Raw genomic sequence first — 17,569 nt, 5'->3', positions numbered from 1 at the left:
CGTGCCCGTGGCCAACCGCAACCAGCCCGAGGCCGAGCCGCTGGTCGGCTTCTTCGTCAACACGCTGGTGATGCGTGGCCGGCTCGATCCCCGCATGCGCCTGCAGGAGCTGCTGGCCCAGCTGGCCGAGCGGGTCCGCCTGGGCCTGGCCCACCAGGACCTGCCCTACGAGCAACTGGTCGAGGCGCTGCAGCCGCGGCGCAGCCTGGACGGCAGCTCGCTGTTCCAGGTGATGCTGAACTACCAGCATGAAGAGGCGGCCGGCCTGGCGGGCCTGGAGATCCAGAAGCTGGAGCTGGACGGCCTGGCCGCCCAGTTCGAGCTGACCCTGCACGCCAGCCGCCGCGCCGACGGCAGCCTGCAACTGGGCTTTGCCTATGCGCGCGAGCGCTTCGAGCCGGCCACGGTGCAGCGCATGGGCGCGCATCTGTCGCTGCTGCTGCAGGCGCTGGCGCATGCGCCGCAGTGCGCGCTGGACCAGGTGCAACTGCTGCCCGGCGATGAGCAGGCGCAGCTTCTGGACCGCAGTGCGCGCCGCAGTACCCGCAATGGACCGGCCCTCAACCCTGCGCAGCCCGCCTGCCTGCACCAGCGCTTTGCCACAAGCGCGCAGCAACGGCCGGATGCGGTGGCGTTGACCTGCGAGTCCGCACGACTGACCTACGCAGAACTCGACGCCCGGGCCAACCGCCTGGCCCGCCGTCTGATCGCCCTGGGCGTGCGCCCGGAGACGCGCGTGGGCATTGCCATGCAGCGCTCGGTGCAGATGGTGGTCGGCCTGCTGGCCATCCTCAAGGCCGGTGGCGCCTATGTGCCGCTGGACCCGGATTACCCGGCCGACCGGCTGGCGCACATGGTCGAGGACAGCGGCATTGCCCTGGTGCTGACGCAGGCTGCGGTGCGCGAGCGCATTCCCGGCGCTGCTGCGCTGCAGGTGCTGGAGATCGACACGCTGGACCTGTCGGGTGAACCCGATACCGATCCGCAGGTTGAAGTCTCGGCCGACAGCCTGGCCTATGTGATCTACACCTCGGGCTCCACGGGCCGTCCCAAGGGCGCGCAACTGAGCCACCGCAACGTGGCACGGCTGCTGGATGCCACCGATGCCTGGTTCGGCTTCGGGCCTGGCGATGTCTGGACCCTGTTCCACTCCTACGCCTTCGACTTCTCGGTCTGGGAGATCTTTGGCGCCCTGTGCACGGGGGGCCGGCTGGTGGTGGTGCCGTACTGGGTCAGCCGCTCGCCCCAGGACTTCCTGGCTTTGCTGCGTGCCGAGCGCGTAACGGTTCTCAATCAAACACCTTCGGCCTTCGGGCAGCTGGTCCATGCCGTGGAGCAGGATGAAGAAGGCGGCGCTGGCCTGGCGCTGCGCCAGGTGATCTTTGGCGGTGAGGCGCTGGAGCCCGAGAGCCTGCGGCCCTGGTTCGACCGCTTCGGTGACCAGAGCCCCCAACTCATCAACATGTACGGCATCACCGAGACCACGGTGCATGTGACGTACCGGGAGATCACCAAGGCGGATCTGGAGGGTGGTCGCAGCCCTGTTGGCGTGGCGATTCCAGACCTGGGCCTGTATGTGCTCGACGGCAGCCTGAACCTGCTGCCGCAGGGTGTGGCCGGGGAGCTGTACGTGGCGGGCGAAGGACTGGCACGCGGCTATCTCAACAGGCAAGGGCTGACGGCAGAGCGCTTCATTGCCAACCCGTTCAGCGAGACGGGCGAGCGCCTGTACCGCACAGGCGATCTGGTGCGCTGGAGTGCACAGGGCGAACTCGAATACCTGGGCCGTGCCGACCAGCAAGTCAAGATCCGGGGCTTCCGCATCGAGCTGGGCGAGGTGCAGTCGCAACTGCTGGCCCAGCCTGAAGTGCGTGAGGCGGTGGTGCTGGCCAGGGAGGGGGCGGGCGGTGCCAGACTGATCGCCTATGTGTCGCTGAATGCAGAAATCGCAGAGGGTCTGCTCAAGGGACGACTGGGCCAGGTGCTGCCCGACTACATGGTGCCCTCGGCCATCGTCGTGCTCGACGCCCTGCCTTTGACGGCCAACGGCAAGGTGGACCGCAAGGCGCTGCCCGAGCCGGAGATGGCGAGTGCGCAGGAATACGAGGCACCGCAAGGTGAACTCGAAGAAACGCTGGCGCAGATCTGGGCCGAGGTGCTGGGCGTGGATCGCGTGGGCCGGCAGGACGGCTTCTTCGAGCTGGGCGGGCATTCGCTGCTCGCCCTGGGCCTGCTGGAGCGCGTGCGCGCCCAGGGCCTGCGCGTGCAGGTGCGCACGCTGTTCCAGCACCCGAGGCTGGCGGAGTTTGCGCAGGCGGTGCTGCAGGAGCAGCAGGGTGAGCAAGGGGAGCAGGTAGCCGGCGAGATCGATGTGCCGCCCAACGGCATCCCCGAAGGCTGCACGGCGATTACGCCGGACATGCTGACCCTTGTGGCGCTGGATGAGGATGAGATTGCACGCATTGCCGCTGCGGTGCCCGGTGGCGCAGCCAATATTCAGGACATCTATCCGCTGGCGCCGCTGCAGGAGGGAATTCTGTTCCACCACCTGCTGCAGTCCGAGGGCGATGCCTATGTCACCTCGCACACGCTGTGCTTTGACTCGCGCGAGCGGCTGCAGCGGTTTGCCGAGAGCTTTGACCAGGTGGTCGCGCGCCATGACATCCTGCGCACGGCCGTGTTCTGGGAGGGCCTGGCGACGCCCGTGCAGGTCGTCTGCCGGCAGGCCCGTCTGCCGCTGTCCTGGCTGGAGGAGGGCGGAACAGCGGCACCATCGCAGGACGCGCAGGACGCGCAGGACGCGCAGGACGCGCTGGCCCGGCTGGCCGCCTGCGCACAGGGCTACCGCATCGACCTGCGCAAGGCGCCGCTGATCCACCTGTTGGCCGCGTACGACGCGCCGGGCCAGCGCTGGCTGCTGCAGATCCTGGCCCACCACATGGTGGACGACAACACCACGCTCAAGCAGGTGATCGGCGAGATCGCGCTGATCCAGCAGGGCCGCTCCAGCGCGCTGCCCCGGCCGCTGCCGTTCCGCCACTTTGTGGCCCAGGCGCGTTCGGGCGAGGGCACGGCCGGGCATGAGGCGTTCTTTCGCGCCATGCTGGGCGATGTGCAGGAGCCCACGGCGCCCTTCGGGCTGCTCGATGTCCAGGGCGACGGAGCGCGCACGAACGAGGTGCGGCAGGTGCTTGACGGCGGCCTTGCCGCCCGGTTGCGGCAGCAGTCCAGGCGCCACGGCGTCAGCGCCGCAGCGCTGTTCCACCTGGCCTGGGCCCTGGTGCTGGCCAGGACCAGCGGCAGGGACGACGTGGTGTTCGGCACCGTGCTGTTTGGCCGCATGCAGGCGCAGCAGGGCGCGGCCCGCGCGCTGGGCATGTTCATCAACACGTTGCCGCTGCGCGTTCGCCTGGCCGGTTGTGGCGTGGCCCAGGCCCTGCGCCAGACCCAGGCCGCGCTGACGGACCTGCTGCACCACGAGCATGCCAGCCTGTCGATGGCCCAGTCCTGCAGCGGCCTGGCCGGCGGGGCGCCGCTGTTCACGGCCCTGCTCAACTACCGGCACACGGCGCTGCAGGACGCGGACGCTGGCGATGCCTGGACCGGCGTGCAGATACTGCAAAGCCACGAGCGCACCAACTTCCCGTTCGGCCTGTCGGTCAACGACACGGGCGAGGGCTTCACGTTGATTGCGCATGTGATCGATGCGGTGAATGCCCACAGCATGTGCGGCTACATGCACGAGGCGCTGGACGGCCTGGCCGATGCCCTGGCGCGCGACCCCGGCCAGCCCGTGACCGCGATTGCGGTGCTGCCCGCGCATGAACGGGACAGGCTGCTGCAGTGGAGCCTCAATGGCAAGTCCCATCCTGAGGCCCTGCCCGTGCACCGGGAATTCGAGGCCCGCGTGCGGGAGCAGCCCGATGCCGTCTGCCTGGTCCATGGCGACGAGGCGCTGACCTCGGCCCAGCTCAACGCCCGTGCCAACCGGCTGGCCCACCGGCTGATGGCCCTGGGCGTGGGGCCGGACGTGCGCGTGGGCGTTGCGCTGGAGCGCTCGGTGGACATGGTGGCGGGACTGCTGGCGGTGCTCAAGGCCGGCGGCGCCTACGTGCCGCTGGACATGGAGTATCCGGTGGACCGCCTGGCCCACATTGCCCAGGACAGCGGCATTGCCCTGCTGCTGACCGAGCGCAAGGCACGCGAGCGCCTGCCGTTCGCGCAGGCGCTGAACGTGGTCGAGCTCGACGGCCTGGACCTGGACGCGGGGCCTGACCACAATCCCGGCGTGGCGGTCCATGGCGACCATCTGGCCTATGTGATCTACACCTCGGGCTCCACCGGCCGGCCCAAGGGGGCGGCCAACCGGCATGCCGCGCTGTCCAATTGCATGGCCTGGATGCAGGACCACTACCGGCTCACGCGGGCCGACGCGGTGCTGCACAAGGCGGCCTTCGGCTTCGATGTCTCGGCCTGGGAAATCTTCTGGCCCCTGACCGCAGGCGTGCGCCTGGTGGTGGCCCGGCCCGGCGACCACCGCGATCCCGAGCGCATCGTCGCGCTGATCCGCCGCCACCAGATCACCACGCTGAACTTCGTGCCGGCCATGCTGCAGGCGTTTCTGGCCCATGAAGGCATCGAGGAGGAGACCCGCCTGCGCTATGTGATCTGCGGCGGCGAGGCCATGCCGGCCGAGACACAGCGCGAGGCCCTGCGCCGCCTGCACGGCGTCAGCCTGCAAAACCTCTACGGCCCGACCGAGGCCGCCATCCACGTGACGCACTGGACCTGCCGCGACGATGGCCGCAGCCCGGTCCCCATCGGGCGCCCCGTCAGCGCGACCAAGGCCCTGGTGCTGGGCCAGGATCTGGGACTGGTTCCCGCAGGTGTGGCCGGCGAACTCTATCTGGGCGGGCAGGCGCTGGCGCAGGGCTACCTGGGCCGCCCCGGCCTGAGCGCCGAGCGCTTCGTCGCCGACCCGTTCGACCAGGGCGGCGGCCGCCTGTACCGCACGGGCGACCTGGTGCGCTGGAACGATGAAGGCCAGCTGGAGTACCTGGGGCGCCTGGACCACCAGGTGAAGATCCGGGGCTTTCGCATCGAGCTGGGCGAGATCGAGGCCCGGCTGCTGGCCCAGCCCCAGGTGCGGGAGTCCGTGGTCGTGGCCCGCAAGGGCTCTGCCGGAATGCACCTGGCGGCCTATGTCTCGGCGCATGAAGGGCAGCAGGTCACGGCGGCCGAACTGCGCGAGCGCCTGGCCCTTGAACTGCCGGACTACATGGTGCCGGCCGCCATCATGGTGCTGGACCGCCTTCCCCTGAATGCCAACGGCAAGGTGGACAGGGCCGCCTTGCCCGAGCCTGAACTGCTGGCCAGCCTGCACTACGAGGCGCCCGTGGGCGACGGCGAGCAGCGTCTGGCCGCACTCTGGAGCGAGGTGCTGGGCGTGGAGCGCGTGGGGCGCCAGGACCATTTCTTTGAGCTGGGCGGGCACTCGCTGCTAGCCCTGAAGCTGCTGGAGCGCATGCGCGCCCAGGGCTGGGTGACGCAGGTGCGCACGCTGTTCCAGCACCCCCGGCTGGCGGATCTGGCGCTGGCGCTGCGCCGCGAGCAGGGCCTGCCCCGGCATGAGGTGCAGGTGCCGCCCAACGGCATCCCCGAAGGATGCACGGCCATCACGCCCGACATGCTGACACTGGTGGCACTGGACGCGCAGGAGATTGCACGGGTTGAGGCCGCCGTGCCCGGCGGCGCGGCCAACATCCAGGACATCTATCCGCTGGCGCCGCTGCAGGAAGGCATTCTTTTCCACCACACCCTGCACCAGCAGGGCGACGCCTATGCCACTCCCACGCTGCTGGGCTTCGACACGCGCGAGCGGCTGCTGGGCTTTGTGGCCCACCTGAACCGGGTCATCGCACGCCACGACATCCTGCGCACGGCCGTGCTGTGGGAAGGGCTGGCCGAGCCCGTGCAGGTGGTCTGCCGGCAGGCGCAGGTGCTGCTCGACTGGCTGGACGAGAGCGAAAAGGGTAGCGAAGGGGAGGTTGCGGACGTGGCCAGCCGGCTGCAGGCCGTGCTGGACCCGCGCGTGCAGCGCATCGATGTGCGCCGCGCGCCCATGATCCGCGCCGTGGCGGCGCAGGATGCGCGCAATGGGCGCTGGCTGCTGCAGCTGCTGACCCACCACCTGGTGCTGGACCACACGACGCTGGAGCGCATCGTCGAGGAGATCGCGCTGATGGCCCAGGGCCGCGAGGCGGAGCTGCCGAGGCCTTTGCCGTTCAGGCGCTTCGTGGCCCAGGCGCGCCTGGGCGTGAGCACCAGCGAGCATGAGGATTTTTTCCGCGCCATGCTCGGCGATGTGGATGAGCCTACGGCGCCGTTTGGCCTGCTGGATGTGCAGGGCGACGGCAGCGCGGTGGAGGAGGCCAGGCTGGCCTTGGACGAGCCCCTGGCGCGCAGCGTACGCCGGCAGGCGCAGCGCCATGGGGTGAGTGCGGCCAGCCTGTTCCACCTGGCCTGGGCGCTGGTGCTGGGCAGAACCACGGGCAAGGACGACGTGGTGTTCGGCACCGTGCTCTTTGGCCGCATGCAGGGCGGGGAGGGCGCGCACAGCGCGCTGGGCATGTTCATCAACACGCTGCCGCTGCGCATACGGTTGGGCGGTCGGCTGGGCGGTCGGCTGGGCGGGCGCAGCGTGCAGGAATGCCTGCGCCAGACGCATGAATTGCTGACGGGGCTGATGCACCACGAGCACGCCACGCTGTCGCTGGCGCAGCGCTGCAGCGCTGTGGCGGGGGGAACGCCGCTGTTCTCTGCCCTGCTCAACTACCGCTACAGCGTGGCGCCGCAGGAGGGGGGCGCAGCGGGCGCGTGGGAAGGCATGACGGCGCTGGGCGGGCAGGAGCGCACCAACTATCCCGTGACCGTGTCCATCGACGACCTGGGCGAAGGCTTTGGCATCGTGGCCCAGGCCGATGCTGCTCTGGGGGCTGAACGGCTGTGTGGATACATGGCGGCGGCCGTGGCCTCCCTGGTCCACGCGCTGGAAAGCGAGCCCGGCCTGGAGGCTGCGGCGCTGGACATGCTGGACGGCAAGGAATGGGCGCAGCTGCAGGCCTGGAGCCTGGGCGCCCGAGCCGAACCCGGAATGAAGCCCGTGCACCAGCTGATCGAGCGCCAGGCCCAGGCACGGCCGGATGCCGTGGCGCTGGTCTTTGGCGATCAGGTGCTGAGCTACGACCAGCTCAACCGCCGCGCCAACCAGTTGGCGCACCGGCTGATGGCATTGGGCGTGAGGCCGGAGACCCGGGTGGGCATCGCCATGGAGCGGTCCATCGAGATGGTGGTGGGCCTGCTGGCCATCATGAAGGCCGGTGGCGCCTATGTGCCCCTAGACCCCGATCACCCGCCCGAACGGCTGGCCCAGATGATCGAAGACGGCGCCGTGCGGCGCCTGCTCACCCACAGCGCGCTGCGCGAGCGCCTGCCCGCAGGCGAGGATCTGCAGTGGCTGGTCATCGACCGCATCGATCTGGCCGGTGAATCGCAGCGCAACCCGGTGGTTGCCGTGCATGGGGAGCATCTGGCCTATGTGATCTTCACCTCGGGCTCCACGGGCCGCCCCAAGGGCGCGGCCAACCGGCATGCGGCCCTGCACAACCGGCTGGCCTGGATGCAGCAGGCCCATACGCTCGATGCCTCGGACGCCGTGCTGCAAAAGACACCGTTCAGCTTCGATGTGTCGGTCTGGGAGTTCTTCTGGCCCCTGATGGCCGGCGCCCGGCTGGTGATGGCCGCGCCTGGCGATCACCGTGACCCCGCAAGGCTGGTGGCGCTGATCACGGGCCATGGCGTCACAACCGTGCACTTCGTGCCTTCCATGCTGCAGGCCTTTGTGGCGCATGCGGGCGTGGCGGCATGCACGGGCCTCAGGCGCATTCTGTGCAGCGGCGAGGCCCTGCCGGCCGAGGCGCAGAACGCCGTCTTCGGGCTCCTGCCCGGGGCCGGTCTCTACAACCTCTATGGCCCGACCGAGGCGGCCATCGACGTCACCCACTGGCGCTGCCGCGACGACGGGCGGCGCCAGGTTCCCATCGGCCAGCCCATCAGCGGCATCCGCACCTATGTGCTGGACTGCGCCATGCGGCCGGCGCCACAGGGCGTGGCCGGCGAGCTGTACCTGGGCGGCATGGGTCTGGCGCGCGGCTATCTGAACCGCCCCGCACTGACGGCCGAGCGCTTTGTGGCCGACCCGCTGGACACGCAGGGCGGCCTGCTGTACCGCACGGGCGACCTGGTGCGCTGGAACGGCGAAGGCCAGATCGAGTACCTGGGCCGCCTGGACCACCAGGTGAAGATCCGCGGCCTGCGCATCGAGCTGGGCGAGATCGAGGCCCATCTGCTGGCCCAGCCCGGCGTGCGCGAGGCCGTGGTGGTCGCGGCGCAAGCCACGTCGGGCGCGGCGGGCGCGCGCCTTGTCGCCTATGTGGCCGGTCCGGACGCCGATGCGGGGCTGGCCGAAACCTTGCGCCAGGCTTTGGCCGGGCGGCTGCCGGACTATATGCAGCCTTCGGCCATCGTCGTGCTGCCTGCGCTTGCGCTCAATGCCAACGGCAAGGTGGACCGCAAGGCCCTGCCGCAGCCCGAATGGGCGCAGCGTGGATACGAGCCGCCGCACAACGGGGTCGAGCAACAGCTGTCGGCGATATGGGCCGAGCTTCTGGGGCAGGACCGCGTGGGGCGGCGTGACAACTTCTTCGAGCTGGGCGGACACTCGCTGCTGGCCATGGGCATGCTGGAACGCATGCGCGCGCATGGCCTGTCGGCCTCGGTGCGCAGCCTGTTCCAGCATCCGCAGCTGGCGGATTTTGCGGCGCAGCTGATGCAGGCGGATGGCGCCGCCCAGGTGCAGGTGCCGCCCAACGGCATCCCCGAAGGCTGCACGGCCATCACGCCCGCCATGCTGACGCTGGTGGCGCTGGACGTGCAGGAGATCGCGCGGGTCGAGGCCGCCGTGCCCGGTGGCGCGGCCAACATCCAGGACATCTATCCGCTGGCGCCGCTGCAGGAAGGCATTCTGTTCCACCACACCCTGCACCAGCAGGGCGACGCCTACGCCACGCCCACGCTGCTGGGCTTTGACACGCGCGAGCGGCTGCTGGGCTTTGTGCAGCGGCTCAACCAGGTCATCGCACGCCACGACATCCTGCGCACGGCCGTGCTGTGGGAAGGGCTGGCCGAGCCCGTGCAGGTGGTCTGGCGGCAGGCACAGGTGCTGGTCGACTGGCTGGAGCTTGGTGAAAGCGAGGACGAAGGCGATGTGGCCGCCGCACTGCAGCAGCGGCTGGACCCGCGCGTGCAGCGCATCGATGTGCGCCGTGCGCCCATGATCCGCGCCGTGGCGGCGCAGGATGCGCCCAACGGACGCTGGCTGCTGCAGCTGCTGACGCATCACCTTGTGCTGGACCACACGACGCTGGAGCGCATCGTCGAGGAGATCGCGCTGATGGCCCAGGGCCGCGAGGCGGAGCTGCCGAGGCCTTTGCCGTTCAGGCGCTTCGTGGCCCAGGCCCGGCTGGGCGTGAGCACCCGGGAGCATGAGGACTTCTTCCGCGCCATGCTCGGCGATGTGAATGAGCCCACGGCGCCGTTTGGCCTGCTGGATGTGCAGGGCGACGGCAGCGCGGTGGAGGAGGCCAGGCTTGCGCTGGATGCACCGCTGTCGCGCGAGCTGCGCCGGCAGGCGCAGCGCCATGGGGTGAGTGCGGCCAGCCTGTTCCACCTGGCCTGGGCTCTGGTGCTGGGCAGGACCACGGGCAAGGACGACGTGGTGTTCGGCACCGTGCTCTTTGGCCGCATGCAGGGCGGGGAGGGCGCGCACAGTGCGCTGGGCATGTTCATCAACACGCTGCCGCTGCGCATACGGCTGGGCGGGCGCAGCGTGCAGGAATGCCTGCGCCAGACGCATGAGCTGCTGACGGGGCTGATGCACCACGAGCACGCCACGCTGTCGCTGGCGCAGCGCTGCAGCGCTGTGGCGGGGGGAACGCCGCTGTTCTCGGCCCTGCTCAACTACCGCTACAGCGTGGCGCCGCAAGAGGGCGCCGCAGCGGACGCAGGCTCGGGCGCGTGGGAGGGCATGACGGCCCTGGGCGGGCAGGAGCGCACCAACTACCCGGTGGACATGTCCATCGATGACCTGGGCCAGGGCTTTCGCCTGGTCGGGCAGGCCAGCAAGACCGTGGGCGCGCAGCGCCTGTGCGCCTACATGCTGGCCGCCGTGGAAGGCATTGTTGCGGCCCTGGCCGAAACGCCCGCGCTGCCGGCCTGCGATATCGAGCTGCTGGACCGGGATGAATGGGCGCAGCTGACGCAATGGGCGCAATCGGTGCAGTCTGGATGCAACCCGCAGAGCCGCGACGCCCAGCCCCTGGTGCACAGGCTGTTCGAGCAGCAGGTGGACGAGCGGCCCCAGGCCACGGCCCTGGTCTTTGGCGACGAATGCATCAGCTATGCGCAGCTCAACCGGCGTGCCAACCGCCTTGCGCACCGCCTGATCGCCGAGGGAGTGGGCGCGGAGGTGCGCGTGGGCATTGCGGTGGAACGCTCGGTGGAGATGGTGGTTGCCGTGCTGGCCGTGCTCAAGTCGGGCGCGGCCTATGTGCCCCTGGACCCCGGCTATCCGGCCGAGCGCCTGGCCCACATGGTCGAGGACAGCGGCATGGCCTGCCTGCTCACGCAGTCCCGCCTGGGGCTGGAGGTGGCCGGTCGCGTGAAGGCGCTGGACCTGGATGCCATCGGCGCGATGCCGGGGCCCGACCACAACCCCGGCGCCGCCGTGCATGGTGAATGCCTGGCCTATGTGATCTACACCTCGGGCTCCACCGGCCGCCCCAAGGGCGTGGGCATCTCCCACCGCTGCCTGGCCGAACAGGCGCAGCTGGCCGTCGGCTTTGCCGCGCTGTCGCCGCAGGACCGCGTGCTGCAGTTCGCCACGCTGAATTTCGATGGCTGCATCGAGCAACTGTTCGCGCCGCTGGTGGCCGGCGCGGCCATGGTGCTGCGCGGGCCCGAACTCTGGGACAGCGCCACCTTCCACAGGGAACTCATAGCCAGGCAGATCAGCGTGGCCGATCTGACCACCGCCTACTGGCTGCTGCTGGTCCAGGATTTCGCGCGCCAGGGCCTGCGCGGGTACGGGCGGCTCAGGCAGGTGCATGTGGGCGGCGAGGCCATGCCGGGCGCCGGCCTGCAGGCCTGGCGCGATGCCGGGCTGGGCCATGTGAGGCTGCTCAATGCCTATGGCCCGACCGAGGCCACCGTCACGGCCTCCCTCTTCGACTGCACGGGCCTGGTGGAAGGCGCCGGCGCGGCGCCCCAGGACCTTCCCATAGGCCGGCCTCTGGTGGGCCGGCACATGTGGGCGGTGGACGACCGGATGCGCCCCGTGCCCCTGGGCGTGGCCGGCGAGCTGTGCATAGGCGGCCTCCTGCTGTCGCGCGGCTACCTGAACCGGGCAGGGCTCAGCGCGGAGCGCTTTGTCGCCGACCCCTTCGGCCGCGATGGCGCAAGACTCTATCGCACGGGCGACCTGGTGCGCTGGAATGCGCAGGGCCAGCTGGAGTACCTGGGGCGGGTGGACCACCAGGTCAAGATCCGCGGCCTGCGCATCGAGCTGGGCGAGGTGCAGGCGCAACTGCTGGCGCTGGACGATGTGCGCGAGGCCGTGGTCGTGGCCGGCGAGGGACCGGCGGGCACCCGACTGCTGGCCTATGTGTCTGCCCGCAGCGGGCGGACCCTGGACGAGCAGGAGATGCGCGAGCGCCTGGCCACGGTACTGCCCGACTACATGGTGCCGGGCGCCATCATGGTGCTGGACCAGTTGCCGCAGAACGCCAACGGCAAGCTGGACCGGCAGGCCCTGCCCGCGTTCGGCATGCCAGCCGCCAGCCAGGCGCCAGAGGGCGAACTGGAGACGCTGCTGGCCCGTATCTGGGCCGAGGTGCTGGGCCTGGAGCGGGTGGGGCGCAGCGACAACTTCTTCGCGCTGGGCGGTGATTCCATCCTCAGCCTGCAGATCGTCTCGCGCCTGCGCCGCTTCGGCTGGAAGCTGTCGCCAAGGCAGCTGTTCGAGCGGCAAAGCATTGCCGAGCTGGCGCGTGTGGCCGAGCCCGTGCAGGACGATGCCGTGGAGCAGGAGACCCCGGTCCAAGGGAGCGTTCCCCTGCTGCCCATTCAGGCGGAGTTCTTCGAAACGGACGTGCCGCAGCGATCCCACTGGAACCAGGCCCTGCTGCTGCGCAGCACGCAGCCGCTGCAGCCTGCGCCGCTGCGCCAGGCCCTGGCCGACCTGCTGGCCCGGCACGACAGCCTGCGCCTGCGCTTTCGCCCCACGGCGCAGGGCGCCTGGGAGCAGGCCTACGCAAGCCCGTCCGAGGCCGACCTGCAGGAACTGCTGTGGGTGCGCCAGGCACGGGATGTCGGCGCGATCGAGGCCTTGTGCGAACAGGCGCAGCGCAGCCTGGACATCGTCCACGGGCCGCTGCTGCGCGGGCTGTGCATCGAGGTGGGCGACGGCAGCTGGCGCCTGCTGCTGGTGGCCCACCATCTGGTCGTCGATGGGGTCTCCTGGCGCATCCTGCTCGAAGACCTGCGTTCGGCCTATGCCAGCCGGCTGCAGGGCCTGGAGCCCGCCAGGGTCCACAAGACCGCCAGCTACCAGCGCTGGTCGCAGGCGCTGCAGGCCCATGCCGCGCAATGCGGCGGCGAGCTGGCCTTCTGGCAGGCGCTGGCCCAGGTGCCGGCCGTCCTGCCCTGTGCCCGCCCCGAGGGGGCCAACACCCTGGCATGGCAGTCCAGCGTCGAGCTGCGGCTGGACCGCGAGCGCACCGAGGCCCTGATCAGCCGCGTGCCGGCGGCCTACAGGACGCAGATCAACGACATCCTGCTGGCCGCCCTGGGGCGCGCCCTGTGCGCGTGGAGCGGGCAGCAGCGCATCCTCGTGGACCTGGAGGGCCATGGCCGCGAGGAGCTGTCGGCCGGCGTGGACGTCTCGCGCACCGTGGGCTGGTTCACCAGCGTCTTCCCGGTGGCGCTCGATGCAGGCACAGGCCCTGGCGACGCGCTCAAGCGCGTCAAGCAAAGCCTGCGTGAAGTGCCGCTGCACGGCTTGGGCCATGGCGTGCTCAAGTACCTGGGCACGGCGCAGCAAAGGCAGGCCATGCGGGCCTTGCCCCAGGCCAGCCTGGTCTTCAACTACCTGGGGCAGTTCGACGCAAGCTTTGACAGCGCGGCTCAATGGTTGCCGGCTGCCGAGGGCAGCGGCATGCCGGCCGACGCCTCGGCGCCGCTGTCGCACGAGTTCACCATCAATGGCCGCGTGTACGACGGCGAGCTGGTGATGACGGCCGCCTTCAGCACGGCCCGCCATGACACCGCCGATGTGCAGGCCTGGATGGGGCGCTACCGGCAGGAGCTGGAAGGCCTGATCGACCACTGCCTGAGCGGCGCGCAGGGGGTGACGCCCTCGGACTTCCCGCTGGCCCGGGTCACGCAGGCGCAGCTGGACGGCCTGGACCTGCCTGCGGGCAATCTGGCGGACCTCTATCCGCTGTCTCCCATGCAGTCGGGCATGCTGTTCCACAGCCTGTCCGATCCCTCGGGGCTGTCCTATGTCACCCAGCTGCGCATCGACGCGCATGGCCTGGATGCCGCGCGCTTCCGAAAGGCCTGGCAGGCGGTGCTGGACCGCCATGCCGTGCTGCGCAGCGGCTTCCTGGCCGATGCGTCCCTGCCGCTGCAATGGGTGGCCAGGCAGGTCCTGCTGGACATCACCGAGCATGACTGCCGGCACAGCGAGGATGTGGCGGGGGCCCTGGATGCGCTGGCCGCCGGGCAGTTCGCGGCCTTCGACCTCAGGAAGCCGCCGCTGATGCGGCTGGCCCTGGTCCGGGTGCCCGATGGCAGCCACCACTGCATCTGGACCGCCCACCACCTGCTCACGGACGGATGGAGTTCATCGAGCCTGCTGGGCGAGGTGCTGCGCGACTACAAGGGCATTGCCGTGGAGCCCGTGGACACCAGCTACCGCGACTACATCGCATGGCTGCAAGGCCTGGACCACGGGGCCAGCGAGGCCTACTGGAGGCGCCTGGTGCAGCCGCTGCACGAGCCCACCTTGCTGGTGGATGCGCTTGCCCGGCCTGGTGCCTTGCCTGCAGCCCGGCAGGGGCACCACGAGGCCGGCGCCGCGCTGGAGGCCGGTGCCACGCAGCAGCTGGTGGAGTTTGCCCAGCGCGAGCGCGTGACGGCCAACACCCTGGTGCAGGCCGCATGGTCGCTGGTGCTGGCGCGGTACACGGGCCAGGCCACGGTGGCCTTCGGGGCCACGGTGGCAGGCCGCCCGCCCGAGCTGGCCGGCGTGGAAAGAATGCAGGGGCTGTTCATCAACACCTTGCCGGTGGTCGTGGCCTGCGACGGCGCGCTGGAGCTGGGCCCCTGGCTGCGCACGCTGCAGGCACAGAACCTGGCCTCGCGCGAGCATGAGCAGACGTCGCTTTCGGACATCCAGCGCTGGGCGGGCAAGGGCCAGCGCGGCCTGTTCGACAGCATCCTGGTGTTCGAGAACTACCCCATGGATGCCGTGCTCTCCGCGCATGACGACCCGCATCTGCGGTTTGCGGTGACGCATGCCATCGACGTGACCTCCTATCCCATGGACCTGGAGGTGCGGCTGGGCGATGTGCTGTCGCTCAAGATGATCTACCAGCGGAGCAGCTTCGGCGATGACACCGTGCAGGCCCTGCTGCGGCAACTGGTGCAGGTGCTGGAGTCCATGGCGAGCGAGGGCATGCACTGCCTGCGGGACATCGCCTTGCTGCCCGAGCCCGGCCGCGATGGGCCGGCGGGCACAGGCACGGGCATGGGCACGGATGCCTGCCGCCCGCCGTTCCTGCCCGTGCATGCCGGCATGGCGCTGCAGGCGCGCCGGGACCCGGGTGCGGTGGCGCTGGTCATGGGCGAGCAAACCATCAGCCATGGCGAGCTGCAGGCGCGCAGCAACCATTTCGCCAACCGCCTGGTGCAGGCCGGCGTGGGGCGCGGCGCCATCGTCGGCATCGCCATGGAGCGTTCGCTGGAAATGGTGATCTGCCTGCTGTCCGTGCTCAAGGCGGGTGCGGCCTACCTGCCCCTGGACCCGGCGTCGCCGGCCGAACGCCAGAGGTTCATGCTGGCAGACAGCGGTGCCTCCCACCTGATCGCCCACAGGGCGGCGCTGCACAAGCTGGGCACGCCCGCCGTGGCCCATCTGGTGGTGGCCGAGGAGGTGGACTTCACCCAGGCCTGCAACGCGGCGCCGGCCCATGCCGTGCATGAGCGCGACCTGGCCTATGTGATCTACACCTCGGGCTCGACCGGGCAGCCCAAGGGCGTCGTTGTCGAGCACGGGCCGCTGTCCATGCACTGCGCGGCCACGGCCGGGATCTACGGCATGCGGGCGAACTCGCGCGAGCTGCATTTCATGTCCTTCTCCTTCGACGGCGCGCATGAGCGCTGGCTGACGGCGCTGAGCATCGGCGCCGGCCTGGTGCTGCGCGAGCCGCAGATGTGGACGGCGGAGCAGGCCTGCGAGGCCCTGCGCCACCATGGCATCTCCAATGCCGCGTTCCCGCCGGCCTATCTGGCGCAGATCGCGGACTGGGCCGCAGAGCAGTCGCAGGAGCCGCCGCCGGTGGAGTTGTATGTCTTCGGTGGCGAGTCCATGCCCAAGGCCGCCTACGACAAGGTGCGCCAGAGCCTGCGCCCGCGCCTGCTCATCAACGGCTACGGCCCCACCGAGACGGTGGTGACGCCGCTGATCTGGAAGGCCGAGGCCAGCGAGACCTTCGACTGCGCCTACGCCCCCATCGGCCGGCCCGTGGGCGAGCGCACGGTGCACATCCTGGATGCCGACCTGCACCGGGTGCCGCACGGCGTCGTGGGCGAGCTGTACATCGGCGGCTATGGCCTGGCGCGCGGCTATCTGTCGCGCCACGGCCTGACGGCCGAGCGCTTCGTCGCCGACCCCTTCGGCGGCGGTGGCGGCCGCCTCTACCGCACGGGGGACTTGGTGCGCGAGATGCCGGACGGCAACATCGAGTACATAGGCCGGGCCGACCACCAGGTCAAGATCCGGGGCTTCCGCATCGAGCTGGGCGAGGTCGAGAAGGCCGTCCGGGCCGTGCCCGGCGTGGTCGATGCCGCCGTGCTGGTCCAGGATGCCGGTACAGGCAAGCAGCTGGTGGCCTATGTGGTGGGCGAGGAGGGCACCGCCGCGCAGTCCCTGGTCCAGCGCATCCGCCAGCAGACAGGCGAGCACCTGCCTGACTACATGCTGCCGGCCCATACGCTGGTCCTGCCCGCCTTGCCAAGACTGGTCAGCGGCAAGCTGGACCGTGGTGCGCTGCCGCTGCCGCAGGCAGATGCCGGGCGGGTTCACGTGCCACCGTCCACAGCGTCGGCCATGGCGCTGGCCCGCATCTGGCAGGAGGTGCTTGGCGTGGAACGCGTGGGCGAGACCGACAACTTCTTCGAGTTGGGCGGGGACTCCCTGCTCAGTCTCAGGATGCACGCCAAGGTGCGCAAGCTGGGCGATCCGCAGTTGGACTTCAAGCTGCGCGACCTGCTGCAGCGGCCCACCATTGCCGGCCTGCTGGAGCTTCGCTCAGTCGGCGCCGGCGGATCTGGGGGCGTCGTGGCGCTCAACGCCGTGTGTGAAGCCGCGCCACCGCTGTTCTGCGTGCATGCCGGGTTCGGCACGGTATTTGACTACCAGCCGCTGGCGCGGGCCTTGCAGGACCGGCGCACCGTCCACGCCATACCCTGCCGCAGCCTGGGCGATCCCGGCTACCGCGACCGCTCGCTGGAGCAGATGGCCGACGACTACTGCGCGATGGTGAGGCAGGTACAGCCCACCGGTCCCTACCACCTGCTCGGCTGGTCCCTGGGCGGCAGCCTGGCGGCCTTGATCGCCGCCCGGCTCGAAGGCCAGGGACAGACGGTGGGTTTCCTGGGACTGGTGGATCCGTTCGTGCCTGCTGGCGATGCGGCCGGGTCCCCGTCGTGGTGGGATGACTTCCGGCTCTTCGTCTCGCAGATGCTGCCCTTGGCGCGCATCGAAGACCTTGCGGACATCGATGCATCGGTGCCGCCCCGCGCCGATCTTCTGGCTGCCGCGCTGGGCCGCGAAGCTGCAAGGCAAGGACCGGGGGGACCCAGCGGCCATGCCTGCATGGACGGCGCCGACCTGGCCCAGGCCTTTCTGACCACCCTGCACCTGAAGCACCTGGCGCTGCAGGCGCAGGCCCTGGCGCCCGTGCAAGCGGCGGCAAGCCTCTGGTGGAGCGATGAAACCGCGGCCGGGCACCGGCTGCGGCTTGCGCACCAGCTGCGCCAGGAGGGTGCCGAAAGGGCCGAAAGGGCAGAGGGCGCGGTGATCCGCGCCGACCACTACACCATCATGAGGAACGAGGGGCTGACGGCCGAAATCCTCGATGCATTGGCGTTGGAGTACGCGCTGGACTGA

Annotated in this window: 1 protein-coding gene (cut by a window edge); it reads left to right on the top strand. The window is 70.1% G+C overall.

The features are described from left to right. Positions 1-17,569, top strand: partial view of a non-ribosomal peptide synthetase gene (locus A4F85_RS05035; protein WP_063325845.1) — the 3' portion only. It extends 974 nt beyond the left edge of the window; 17,569 of the gene's 18,543 nt are visible here — the last part of the coding sequence; the start codon falls outside the window, past its left edge; it ends in the stop codon at positions 17,567-17,569.

This window comes from Delftia sp. GW456-R20 (genome assembly GCF_001622915.1).
GTDB lineage: Bacteria > Pseudomonadota > Gammaproteobacteria > Burkholderiales > Burkholderiaceae_C > Comamonas > Comamonas acidovorans.
The sequence above is the reverse complement of the archived record's forward strand: the minus strand, read 5'-3'. Positions and strand labels throughout refer to the sequence as shown.